Below are 12,012 nucleotides of genomic sequence, written 5' to 3'. Positions count from 1 at the left end.
CCGATCGCCGTGAAGTGGCTCACATCCAACGGGACGATCCGGATGTATTGATCATGTTGGGTGGAGATGGCCGACGGAGATGCGCATGAACCGCGTCATGCTCTCGCTCATTGCAGCCCTCGCTCTGGCCGGTGCGGCCAGCACCATGCTCAAATCGCATGCCCTGTTCGGCTCCGGTCAAAGCGGCATGGCGTCCATTCAGGACATGCAGACAGGCCAAACGGCCCGGCTCCGCGAACAGGACATCCAGGACCGTTCCGTCTTGTTTGGCAAGGAGCCGGCCCCATAGCCGGCTGCCCGGGTTCGGGCTGCGCGCTCTACTCCGCCGGCGCGGTTGCGGGCTGCGGCTGACCGTCGTTCGGTCCGGTTCGCGCGTTCTGCTGCTCGAGCCAGAGCTTGTGGTGCTCGCGCGCCCAGTTGACGTCGACCTCGCCCGAGCCCATGGCCTCGAACGCACCTTCCATCCCGATGGTGCCGATATAGATGTGAGCGATCATCGCCGCGACGAACAGGACCGCCACGATCGAGTGGACGATCTGGGCCATTTGCATGCCCTCGATTCCCGTCCCGTAGAACGGGAACATCAGCGCATAGCCGCTCGTCGCGACGAGAGCGCCGCCGATCACGACGATCCAGTAGATCATCTTCTGGCCGCCGTTGAAGCGATAGGCCGGCGGATGGTCATGCCCGATCAGGCCGCCGCCGCGCTTGGCCCATTCGATATCCACCTTGTTGGGGATGTTGCCCCCGATCCACATCAGGAAGATCAGGATGACGCCGAGAGTGAACGGGAAGCTCAGGTAATTGTGGGCGAACTTCGCCCATTGCGACCATTCCGAGAAAGCCTCGAAGCCGATCAGCGGCAGCAGCAGAGGCCGGCCGAACGTGATGTTCAGCCCCGAAATCGCCAGGACGATGAAGCAGGTTGCCGTCAGCCAGTGCACGAACCGCTCGAACGCGTTGAAGCGCACGATGGTGCGGCCCGACCGCCCGGCCTCGAGGCGCACCATGCCGACGGTGAGATAGAAGATCACGATGATCGCGATCATGCCGAGGATGGCGATGCCGCCGATCCAGCGCAGCGTCACATTGCGGAACTCGCGCCACTCCCGTCCCTGCGGCTGTTCGAGAACGCTGGAATTCCGATCGGGAATGGTGACACGTCCCTGAATCCGGTTGAGCTCCTGCAGAAGCTGCTCCTCCTTGACCGCGCTAGCGGTCGGATTGACCTGTTGTGCGCCGGCGGGCACCGCCGTGACCAGGAGAAGCAGCGCGAAGGCGCCCAGCGCCAGACGAACGAACCTTCCAAACGACGCCATGACGTCCTCCCCGGTATTGCGCGCCCTTCGATTGTCCATATCAGGACTCGATCGTCTCGCGATAAGCGGTCTTCCAGCCCCAGGCGCCCGAGCCATAGCCGCGCTTCATGACGCGCTCCTTGTAGATCTGCGCAATGATCTCGCCGTCGCCTGCAAGCAACGACTTGGTCGAGCACATTTCGGCACAGAGCGGCAGCTTGCCTTCGGCCAGCCGGTTCGCGCCGTACTTCTCGTATTCCTCCTTGCTGCCGTCGGCCTCGGGGCCGCCGGCGCAATAGGTGCATTTGTCCATCTTGCCGCGCGAGCCGAAGTTGCCGACTTTCGGGTATTGCGGCGCGCCGAATGGGCAGGCGTAGAAGCAATAGCCGCAGCCGATGCAGAGATCCTTGGAGTGCAGCACCACGGCATCGGCCGTGGTGTAGAAGCAGTTCACCGGGCATACGGCCGCGCAGGGCGCGTCCGTGCAGTGCATGCAGGCCATCGAGATCGATCGCTCGCCCGGCTTGCCGTCGTTGATGGTGACGACGCGGCGCCGGTTGATGCCCCACGGCACCTCGTGCTCATTCTTGCAGGCGGTGACGCAGGCGTTGCACTCGATGCAGCGATCAGCGTCGCAGAGAAATTTCATCCGAGCCATGTGCGTGCTCCTCTCAGGCTGCGACGATCTGACAAAGCGTGACCTTCGGCTCCTGCATGCCCGTTGCAGGATCGTAACCGTAGCTGGTGATCGTGTTGGCGCTCTCGCCCAGCACGATCGGATCGGTGCCGGCGGGATAGTTCTTGCGCAGGTCGACGCCGCCGAGCCAGCCGCCGAAATGGAATGGCATCCAGGCGACGCCCTTGCCGACGCGTTCGGTCACCAGCGCCTTCATCCTGGCGCGCGAATTGTTCTCGGCGCCGCTCACCCAGACCCAGCCGCCGTCCTTGATGCCGCGATCGGCGGCATCGGCCGGGCTGATCTCGATGAACATGTCCTGCTGCAATTCGGCGAGCCAGGGATTGGTGCGGGTCTCCTCGCCGCCGCCTTCGTATTCGACGAGACGTCCGGAGGAGAGGATCAGCGGGAATTGCTTTGCGATGCCCTTCTCCACCGCCGCCTTCTGCACGGAGAAGCCGATATTGGGCAGGCGGAACTGCCTGGCATCGGGCAATGTCGGATATTTCTCGACGAGGTCGACGCGCGGCGTGTAGATCGGCTCGCGATGGACCGGGATCGGGTCCGGCAAGCCGAACGCATTCATGCGCGCCTTGCCGTTACCGAACGGCACGCAGCCGTGCTTCAGCGCGACGCGCTGGATGCCGCCGGAAAGGTCGAGCGCCCAGGAGACCGCATCCGGATTGGCCGGGTTGACCCGCTGGATCGTCGCCATTTCGGCTTCGGTCAGATCCGTGTCCCAACCGAGCTTCTTCAGGCTCGCCAGCGTGAACTCGGGATAACCGTCCTGGATATCCGAGCCCTTGGAGAAGGACTTGTCGGCGAGCAGGCTCACCTTGCGCGTCGTGCCGTCCGGCAGCTTTTCCTCGCGCTCGATGCCGAAGCGTGGGCGGAAGGCGCCGCCGCCATCCATGACATGCAGGTTGTTGTTGTAGAGCAGCGGCGAGCCGGGATGCCTCACCTCGGGTGAGCCCCAACACGGCCAAGGCAGGCCGTAATAGTCGCCGCCGACCTCCGGATCGTCCTTCGGCGCGCGCATCGTCACCAGGTCGAACTTGTGCTGGTTCTTCATGTGCGCCTTGATGCGCTCCGGCGACTGGCCGCAATAGCCCGTCGACCAGCTTCCGCGGTTGATCTCGCGCAACACGTCCTCGGCTACCGGGAGGTTGCTCTCGACCTTGATGTTCTTGAACATCTTGTCGGCGAAGCCGAGCTTCTTCGCCATCAGGTAGATGATCTCGAGGTCGTCCTTGGATTCGAAGATCGGCTTGACGATCTGCTCGCCCCACTGCATCGAGCGGTTCGAGGCGACGCGTGATCCCGCGCACTCGAACTGCGTCGCCACCGGCAGGATATACACGCCGTCCTTGCGCCCGGCCTCGACCGCCAGAGACGCCCACGTCGTGGGGTGCGGATCGGCGATCACCAGCAGCTCCAGCGCCTTCAGACCCTTCATCGATTCGGGAATGCGGGTGATGCTGTTGCTGGCGTGGCCTTGCACGAACACGGCCTTGACGTTGTCCTTCTGCGCGACGTCGGCCTTCGGCAACAGCGCGGCATCGAACCACCGCGTCAGCGGGATGCCTGGGGTCTCCATCTGCTTCTTCTCGTCGAAGCGGGAGACCAGGTACTCGTAGTCGACCTCCCAGACCCGCGACCAGTGCTTCCAGGCGCCTTCCGCCAGGCCGTAATAGAACGGCAGGGTCACGATATCGAGGCCGACGTCGGTCGCGCCCTGCACGTTGTCATGGCCGCGCAGGATGTTGGCGCCGGCCCCGGACTTGCCGATGTTGCCGGTCATCAGCAACGCGATGCAGCTCGCGCGTACATTGGCCGTGCCGACGGTGTGCTGCGTCTGCCCCATGCACCAGATGATGGTCGCCGGCTTCACCGTCGCGAACATCTTGGCGACGCGCTCGAGCTGCGCGCCGGGCACGCCGGTGACGCGCTCGACCTCCTGCGGATTCCACTTCTCGACCTCCTTGCGCAGGTCATCGAAGCCGTAGACGCGCTGGGAGATGAACTCCTTGTCCTCCCAGCCGTTCTTCAGGATGTGCCACATCATGCCGTAGAGGACGGGAATGTCGGTGCCGGGACGGATCCGGACATACTCGGTGGCATGCGCCGCGGTACGGGTCAGGCGCGGATCGAAGACGATGAAGTTCGCCTTGTTGAGCTCCTTGCCTTCGAGCAGGTGCTGCATGCTGACGGGATGCGCTTCCGCCGCGTTGCTGCCGATGAACAGCATCGTCTTGGAGTTGCGCATGTCGTTGATGCTGTTCGTCATCGCGCCGTAGCCCCAGGTATTGGCGACGCCGGTGACGGTGGTGGAGTGACAGATTCGCGCCTGATGGTCGGTGTTGTTGGTGCCCCAGAACGCGCCGAGCTTGCGGAACAGGTAGGAGCCCTCGTTGGTCATCTTGGCCGAGCCGAGCCAGTAGACCGAATCGCTGCCCGACTTCTCCCGGACCTGAAGCAGCTTGTCGCCGATCTCGTTCACCGCGGTGTCCCACGACACGCGCGTCCACTGCCCGTTCACGAGCTTCATCGGATAGCGCAGCCGGCGATCGCTGTGCACGAGCTCGCGCACCGAGGCACCCTTGGCGCAATGCGAGCCGCGGTTGATCGGCGAATCCCAGCTCGGCTCCTGCCCGATCCAGACTCCATTGAGCACTTCCGCCGTCACGGTGCAGCCCACCGCGCAGTGCGTGCAGATGCTCTTCTTGACCACGGCGCCGGCCGCGAGCGGACCGGCAGCCGCCGCTTCCGCCTTGCGCACGCTGCCGACCGGCATGGTTCCGAGCGCAGCAAGGGCGCCGCCGGCAAGGCCGGACCTGCGCAGGAACGTACGGCGGTCAAGTCCGCCGCCCTGGCTTGCGAGGGTTTCGGCGACGGAGCCGCGGCGATCGGACCGCTGGTGTGTTCGCTTGATAAGCACGGGCAGCCTCCCTGTCAGGCCGGATAACGGTTGACGCGGTAGAACGTCTTGACGTGATCGGATTCCTTGTAGCGCGCCTTGCGCTTTTCATCGTTGTTTTCGCTGTCCGCCTGCGCGGCCCCGACCAGCGGCGTCGCAAGCGTCGCGCCGGCGCCGACCGTGCCGATGCCGACCTTGCGAAGGAAGTCTCGGCGTCCGACCTTTGCTTTCGTCTCGTCACTCATCGCATCTCTCCCGGACCGACCCGCGTCGATCAGTTGGCGAATGTGAATGCTTCCGTCTCGATCTCGATGAAGGTGCGCCCGAGCGCGCCGACCGCCCGATAGAAGCGGACGCTGCCGGCATTCTCCATGTCGGCGAACAGCCGCCCCATCCAAGGCGACACGTGCTTTTCGAAGAATGCGCGCTGCGCCTCGGGCGAAGCCTCGAAGCTGCCGTCGGCAAGTCCCGACATGATCTCGCACAGGATGGCGGCGTGATCCTCGGGTTCGGAATTGTTGGCGATCCGCTCGATGCCGAGCGCCGTCAGATCGGCGCGCAGGCGCGACAACGGCCGTTCGTTCAGGAAACCCGTCAGGTAATAGGACGCGTAGGGCAACAATTCGCCACGGCCCAGGCCGACGAACAGATCGAAATATTCGCGCTCGACTTGCGCTGCGACCGCGCTCGCGGCGGCGTCGGCCAGCGCCGCATGTGCGCGCCCGAGCGGCGTTACATCACCCGCCAGCGCAGCGAGTCGATCGAGCAGACGCTTCGACGGAGGTACAGACAGCAGCGTCGCCAGCAGCGCGTATTCCTGCGCGCGCGCGGCATCGACGGGGTCGACCAGCTCAGTGGCTTCAGTGTGCTCGCAGTAAAGATCGGGCCGCAGCTCGTTTCGGGAAACACCGGTCGCGGTTTCGACGGCGATCACCCGCTGTGCGGGCACGCGAGACCAGCTCGAGACGGAGGGCTGGCTGATCCCGATTTTGCGCGCAAGTTGAGCGATGCCGCCTGCGGCATCAATCGCGCGATCAAGCCCGTCATCACGCACGTGGACCTCCCATCCAAGTCCCGTCTGCTTGATTATCGCTTTTGTTACAAAGCAGTAGGCAAGCGTAATCCGGGTTCCGCGGGCGGTCAATCGCTCCCCATAGGCAAAGCCTATAGCCTTTGGTCGCGTTGCTCAGCGCGGCAGCGCGCCACCATGGGTGCGAGTCCTGATCGGCTCAGCATGGTCGATCGATCGGTCAACCGCCGTCGGTTGCATTGCAACAGGGATTGCCAAAGACTCTGTCGCCTCCGGCGTCTCGGCGACATCGGCGGTCGTTGCGGCGGCCTGATGCAATTGCGGCGAAGAATCCGCTGCTTCGATCAAGACATCCGGAGCAGATTGGAGTGCCTCGCGCACGCCGCCGACGACGCGATCGACCAGCGCGGCCAATTCCTCCGAGGAGCAATCCAGTGGCCCAAAGCCCGGCATCGCAGTCGGGTCGTTGAAGTCCCATGCGTTCTCCGCAAGCCCGACGAAGTCGCGAATGGCGGGATCGGTCGCCCAGGCGCGGCGAAGAGCCGCACGGCTCAACTCCTGTGGAATATTCTTGCTGAGGAAGGCGGTGATGTCAGTCGCCGCATTGATGTCGTCGATCGACGGCAGGCTGGAGAGATCAAACTCGCTCTCGGCGTTCTCCGTTTCGGCCGGCGGCGCGGGCTGCGCCTCGGCAGGCTTCGCCGGCTCCGCTCGCGATTCGCGCTTGCGGCGGGACCAGCGCGAAAGGAACTCCTCCTCGCTCATTCCTGTCCGCCTTCAGGTTCGCGCCGCGCCAGCGCCTCCGGGTCGGCACGGCGCCGCTTGCGCTTGACGAACTCCCGCTCGACATGATGCTCGGCAACGAACTTTTCAATTGCCTCGAGCAGCGTCTCCGGCATCGGCACCGCCTCGACGAGATTGTCGGCGGCTTCGGTGAAGCCCTCGCCCTCCGCGGGATCGGCGGTCACCGCCGCAACCGCATAGGGAAAGACGCCTTCCGATGGCGACAGCACGGTCCACAGGCTTGGATTGCCTGAAGCCAGATTGTCGCGATAGCGCGCCGTTTCGGACGGATAAAGCTCGATGGCGGCGCTTCCGGCATAGAACAGGGTCGTGTCGTCCTGCTCGCGAAGCACGGTCCAGGGCCTTGTGGTCGGCTCGTCGGGCAGCACGGCGATCCCGCGCCAGACGAAATCGACCCAGGGCGAAGCGGCCTTGCGCCGCTCGACCACGACGCCGACAGGAATCGAGAGGGTCGGCAGCGCCGCAGGGCTCATGTCGCCATCTCCAGGCGTTTCACCGGCAGTCCGGTCAGCAGATTCTGCGGCTTCAACCGGAGCTTCTGATCGGACGTCATCGACAGGATCAGGTAGACGGGCTCAGCCCCGACATCGTCGAGCGCCTGGCTTGAATCCGCAAAGGTCAGCCGGAACAGCGCGAGCACGCGGTCGGCGCTGCGCTCGTCGAGCTCTTCCCCGCGCCAAAGACGATCGCCAAGCCTGGTGGCGTCGGCGTCGAGCCCGACATACCAGGTCAGCCTGGCGTCCTGCAGCGCCCGCAGCGGCTCGATCGTCACGTCGATGCCGAGCAGATGGGAGACCCAGCGCGTCATCGCCAGGGCCAGCGCCGCAGGTCCCTGCCCATCGGGCGTGAGGTCGAGCGCCATGTCGAATTGGTCGCTGCGCTGCCAATAGGCCTGCGCATTGTCCTCGCTCAAGACCTCGACCGTCGCATCAATGGTCGCCCCCAGCATCGACATCAGGGAGAGCACCGGCGTCGGGCTCCGGCCGCCGACGATCTCCTCGTCGCCGAGCAGCAGGGCCTGCTCATGCGGCAGGACGCGCTGGATCCGGAAGAACAGCTCGGCCGCGCGGAGCACGAAGGGGTCGTCGCAGCCGTCGAGTGCATTGCGCAGGATGACGTGCACGAGCTGGTTGACGAACAGCGGCGGCAGATTGTTCGCGCCGGACCGGACGAATGCAAGATAAGCGGCTTCGAGCGTCGGATGCCGCACCAGCAGATCGCGAAACGCCAGCACGAAGCGCCAGTTCTCCCGGGCATCGGCATCGACGATCCCAGCGACTTCGTCAGCGCTGACCATGCGCCGTGGCTCGGCGAGCAGTTCGCGGTGCAGCCGGCGTTCGACCGGGCACGCGTCGTCCGGCGGCATCAGCTCAGGCCGGGCAAAATAGGCCTTGAGGAACTCATCGGTGACGCGAAGCCCGCCGCCCTCGTCGCGATCGAGCAGGTGATGGCCGCACGCGATCCAGAAATCGTTCATCTGACGGTCGGCTCCCGGCCCAGATCCGCAAGCTTGAGATCGCCGTCGGGCTGGACGTCGTCCTCTATTGCCATGAACGAGAACGCCTTGCTGTGCCCCTGCCCTTCGCGGAGCTGCAGCCGGCGGAAGGATTCGCGCACCTCGCCATCGCTCGAGGTGCGGTGCACTGCAATAAGCGAGCTGATCGGATGGCTGCAGAGCGACTGCGCGAATGCGACCTCCTCTTCCGCGGCTGCCCTCGCAACGGCGATGTCCGGCGCGCCGAAACGATCGACGAGCTGCCTCGCCAGCAGATCGATCAAACTGTGGCAGTCATCCGCCGTGGCTGGCACGATCTGCGCCAGCGTCGACCAGCCCCAGGACTGCACCCCGAGGAAGCCGCCGCGAAACGCCGCGCGCGGCTTGCCTTCCAGCTTCGATCCGTCGCAGTCCCAGAAGCGGAAGGCGCCGGAGACGGCCCATTCGCCCGGCTCTGCCGCCACATCGAATATGAAGGTGTCGGAGGGATCGAGTGCGATGGTGCGCAGGAGCTTCATAGGCGTGGCCCTCCGAGCGCCGGATCGAGCCAGGATGGCGTCGCGAGCGCCTGCACGAGATCGTTCCTTTCGGTTTTGTCGGTGCCGAGGCGGCGCGTGAGCAGATCGCCGCGATCATCAATGCGCTGAACGGTCTGCCTTTCGCGCGGCATCCGCGTGAGATAATCGCGCGCGAGGCTGTCAAAGCCATCGACGCGCCAGCCATCAAGCGCCAGCATCAGATGGCGGGCAAAGCTCTCCGTGATCTGCGCCGCGCCGGCCTCGCCAAAGCCTTCCTGATCGAGGGCCGAGGCCAGCGGGTGAACGCCCGGCTCGTCATCGGTCATGGCGACGGTCCGGATCATGGCTGCGAATACCAGCCAGGGCGGCGGGGCATCCTCGTCGGCATCGGACGGCCACCCCATCCGGCCGCCGCCGACCAGCCCGCCGTCGATCCGGACCGCATCCGGCCAGTCGATCGTGATCGGCTTGCTCGGCGGCGCATAGGCGCGAAGTGCATCGGTGAGCGCGACCATGCCCGCGTAGAATGCGCGCCGCGCGCTGCGCAAGGGCTCGGCCGGCTCGAGCACGACGGCGAACTCTGCGAGGTCGAAGCGGCCGACATAGACGAGCGTGCCGGCGCCGCTTTCCGGTGCAATGCGGCATGCGTGGGCAAAGGCGTCGCCGCTCTCACGCAGCCGCACCAACGTGAACGGCGGCGGCAGGTGAATCGGTTCCGCCAGGGAAACATGGCTCACTGGGGTCGACGGCAGGCCGTCCTCCGCTTTCCTTTTCTTCCCGATGGATAATGTCTATACGAGACGAGAGGCCGGCGCGAGTCCGCCGCCGGCGTCCGAATGGCGGAGGGGTTCACCTGGAGCAGCCAGCGAAGACCGTCCTGATCTGCTCGTGCGAAGGCACGATGCGCCTCGACGCGGCCGCGATCCGGCGCGGATGTCCGGGCAGCGAGATCAAGAGCTTCAGCCATCTCTGCGGTGCGGAGCTCGATCATTTCCGCAGGATCGCGGCGGCAGAAGGCGCCTTGACCGTCGCCTGCACGCAACAGGCGGCGCAATTCTCGGACGAGGCCGGCAACCGGAGTGATGCGATCAGTTTCGTCAATATCCGCGAAACCGCCGGCTGGTCGCGCGACGGTGCGCGCGCCGGCGCGAAAATGGCCGCCCTGCTCGCGTCCGCTTCCGTCCAGGCGCCGGACTATCCGCTTCTCACCTTGTCGAGCGAGGGCGTGGTCCTGATCTACGGACGTGATGAGGCCGCGATCGAGGCCGGCCGCCTGCTTGCCGATCACCTCGACGTCACCGTGATGCTGAAGCAGCTCGACGATACGGTGCCGCCCGCCGCGACGGTTTTCCCGATCGTGAAGGGGACGATCCGCTCCGCGAAGGGGCATTTCGGCGCTTTCGAGCTTGCGATCGACGACTATGCGCGTCCCCGCCCCTCCTCGCGCGATCGCTTCGTGCTGGATGCGGCGCGAAGCGGCGTCACCTCGCGCTGCGACATCGTGCTCGATCTTTCCGGCGATATGCCGCTGTTTCCCGCTCACGATCTGCGCGACGGCTATCTTCGCGCCGACACGAAGGATCCCGCTGCGGTGCTGCGCGCCGTGCTGACCGCCCGCGATCTCGTCGGCAGCTTCGACAAGCCGAAATATGTCGATGTCGCGCCCGCTCTTTGCGCCCATTCGCGCTCGAAGCGCACAGGCTGTCATCGCTGTCTCGATCTCTGCCCGACCGGGGCGATCACGCCCGTCGGCGATCACATTGCAATCGACCCGAATATCTGCGCGGGCTGCGGCCAATGCGCCGCCGCCTGCCCGACCGGCGCTGCATCTTACACGCTGCCGCCCGCCGATACGCAGCTGCAGCGAATTCGCGCCATGCTGCTCGCCTACCGCGAGGCCGGCGGCGCGAACGCCGTGCTGCTGTTTCACGACGGCCCGCACGGCACGCCGCTGATCGACGCCCTGGCGCGTCACGGCGACGGCCTGCCGGCGAACGTGCTTCCCTTTGCCGTCAACGAGCTCACGCAGCTCGGGCTCGAGGCGATCGTCGGCGCCTTCGCCTATGGCGTATCCGCCGTGCGCTATCTGCTGCGCGCCAAGCCGCGCCACGATGTGAGCGGATTGTTGCAGACGATCGGCATGGCCGAGCCGATCCTCAGTGGTCTCGGATTTTCCGGCCGCCGTCTCGCCACCATCGAAACGGACGATCCCGACGCGCTCGGCGAGCACTTGACCGGCATCGTCCCCCTCTCGGCCGTCGCGACGCCCGCGACCTTCAAGACCGTAGGCAAGCGGCGCGACCTCCTGCGCTTCGGATTGAGCGAGTTGCATCGTCTGGCGCCGCAGCCGGTCGACGTGATCGCGCTGCCGCAGGGCGCGCCGATCGGCGCGATCCGCGTCGACGCCAGCGGCTGCACGCTGTGCCTTTCCTGCGTCTCGGCCTGCCCGACCGGCGCGCTGCGGGACGATCCCGATCGGCCCGTGCTGAAATTCATCGAGGATGCCTGCGTGCAATGCGGGCTGTGCCAGAGCACCTGTCCCGAAAAGGTCATCAGCCTCGAGCCGCAGATCGATTTCCGCGCGGCCCGCGCGCCTGCCGCCATTCTCAAGGAGGAGGAACCCGCGCTCTGCATCCGTTGCAGCACGCCGTTCGGCGTGAAGAGCACGATCGACCGCATCGCGGCCAAGCTCGAAGGCCGCCATTGGATGTATCCGGCCGGCGACAAGCTGGTCGAGACGCTCAGGATGTGCGCCGACTGCCGCGTCATCGTCACGAGCGAGCAGCAATTCGATCCATTCAAGGGCGTTCCGCAACGAACGCCGCCGCGGACGACGGACGACTATCTACGCCAGCGCGAGGGCAAGGACTAGAAAAGACCGCCAGACATCAGGGGCAGGAAACCAGGGGGAAGCATCACCATGTCTCGTTTGATCACAGCTTTGTCGACGTGCATGATTTCCATCGCTCTCGCGGGCGGCGCGGCCGAAGCTGCCGCTCCGCCGCTGACCAAGGCACAGAAGGTCGCCCTGAAGCAGGCGATCGTCGGCTGCAAAGCCGAAGCCAAGGGCAAAAAGATCGCCTGGCTGTCGCGCCGCAAATACGTCAACCATTGCGTCGCGGAAGCGCTCAAGGAACACCCCGGCATCGACGTCATTCAGATCCTCAAGCAACATCCGGAGATGAAGGATCTACCGATGGATAATTGGGATTCGATCTGAGCGGCGGTTGCTCATGATCTTTCCGGAAAACCGCTGCGCGCTTTTGCGGAGCAG

Annotated in this window: 13 protein-coding genes; 3 read left to right on the top strand and 10 right to left on the bottom strand. The window is 65.3% G+C overall.

Annotated features, from left to right (window positions below; all coding sequences use genetic code 11):
- Nucleotides 1–85 precede the first annotated feature (85 nt).
- The gene (locus K410_RS0114745; RefSeq protein ID WP_245269381.1) at nt 86–289 is read left to right on the top strand and encodes a hypothetical protein; all 204 of its coding nucleotides are present in this window, start codon (nt 86–88) and stop codon (nt 287–289) included.
- A 28-nt stretch (nt 290–317) separates the two neighbouring features.
- On the opposite strand, the gene K410_RS0114740 is transcribed toward K410_RS0114745, so the two are convergent.
- From K410_RS0114740 to K410_RS0114695, 10 genes are all read right to left on the bottom strand, one after another.
- Nucleotides 318–1,319, bottom strand: coding sequence for a formate dehydrogenase subunit gamma (locus K410_RS0114740; RefSeq protein WP_028135597.1), 1,002 nt, complete (start codon nt 1,317–1,319; stop codon nt 318–320).
- Between the two features lie 40 nt (nt 1,320–1,359).
- Entirely contained in the window at nt 1,360–1,956 is a 597-nt protein-coding gene (gene fdh3B / locus K410_RS0114735; RefSeq protein WP_027571966.1) for a formate dehydrogenase FDH3 subunit beta, read from the bottom strand.
- A 13-nt stretch (nt 1,957–1,969) separates the two neighbouring features.
- Nucleotides 1,970–4,912, bottom strand: a complete 2,943-nt coding sequence (locus K410_RS0114730) for a formate dehydrogenase subunit alpha (protein WP_028135596.1) — start codon at nt 4,910–4,912, stop codon at nt 1,970–1,972.
- 14 nt (nt 4,913–4,926) lie between these two features.
- A complete protein-coding gene (locus K410_RS0114725) occupies nt 4,927–5,136 on the bottom strand; it encodes a twin-arginine translocation signal domain-containing protein (protein ID WP_028135595.1) in 210 nt (69 codons plus the stop codon).
- A 29-nt stretch (nt 5,137–5,165) separates the two neighbouring features.
- Nucleotides 5,166–5,945, bottom strand: a complete 780-nt coding sequence (locus K410_RS0114720; protein ID WP_028135594.1) for a molecular chaperone TorD family protein — start codon at nt 5,943–5,945, stop codon at nt 5,166–5,168.
- 132 nt (nt 5,946–6,077) lie between these two features.
- Nucleotides 6,078–6,686: a DUF3306 domain-containing protein gene (locus tag K410_RS0114715; RefSeq protein WP_028135593.1), complete on the bottom strand. Its 609-nt coding sequence runs from the start codon at nt 6,684–6,686 to the stop codon at nt 6,078–6,080.
- Nucleotides 6,683–7,198, bottom strand: a complete 516-nt coding sequence (locus K410_RS0114710) for a DUF3305 domain-containing protein (protein ID WP_028135592.1) — start codon at nt 7,196–7,198, stop codon at nt 6,683–6,685. The genes K410_RS0114715 and K410_RS0114710 overlap by 4 nt, the downstream gene beginning before the upstream one ends.
- Nucleotides 7,195–8,202, bottom strand: a complete 1,008-nt coding sequence (locus tag K410_RS0114705) for a DUF6352 family protein (protein ID WP_028135591.1) — start codon at nt 8,200–8,202, stop codon at nt 7,195–7,197. Before K410_RS0114705 ends, K410_RS0114710 begins: the two co-directional genes overlap by 4 nt.
- On the bottom strand, nt 8,199–8,738 hold the full coding sequence (locus tag K410_RS0114700) for a DUF6505 family protein (protein ID WP_028135590.1): 540 nt from the start codon (nt 8,736–8,738) through the stop codon (nt 8,199–8,201). Before K410_RS0114700 ends, K410_RS0114705 begins: the two co-directional genes overlap by 4 nt.
- Nucleotides 8,735–9,475, bottom strand: coding sequence for a biotin/lipoate--protein ligase family protein (locus K410_RS0114695; protein ID WP_028135589.1), 741 nt, complete (start codon nt 9,473–9,475; stop codon nt 8,735–8,737). Before K410_RS0114695 ends, K410_RS0114700 begins: the two co-directional genes overlap by 4 nt.
- A 164-nt stretch (nt 9,476–9,639) precedes the next feature.
- Here K410_RS0114695 and K410_RS0114690 point away from each other — a divergent pair, with 164 nt between their 5' ends.
- Both K410_RS0114690 and K410_RS0114680 read left to right on the top strand, forming a co-directional pair.
- A complete protein-coding gene (locus K410_RS0114690; RefSeq protein ID WP_028135588.1) occupies nt 9,640–11,610 on the top strand; it encodes a 4Fe-4S binding protein in 1,971 nt (656 codons plus the stop codon).
- 81 nt (nt 11,611–11,691) lie between these two features.
- Nucleotides 11,692–11,958: a hypothetical protein gene (locus tag K410_RS0114680; RefSeq protein WP_028135587.1), complete on the top strand. Its 267-nt coding sequence runs from the start codon at nt 11,692–11,694 to the stop codon at nt 11,956–11,958.
- Nucleotides 11,959–12,012 lie beyond the last annotated feature (54 nt).

Origin of the sequence: Bradyrhizobium sp. 22 (assembly GCF_000482425.1) — a bacterium.
Taxonomy (GTDB): domain Bacteria; phylum Pseudomonadota; class Alphaproteobacteria; order Rhizobiales; family Xanthobacteraceae; genus Bradyrhizobium; species Bradyrhizobium japonicum_B.
Note: the sequence above shows the minus strand (reverse complement) of the source record. Positions and strands in the feature narration are given on the sequence as shown.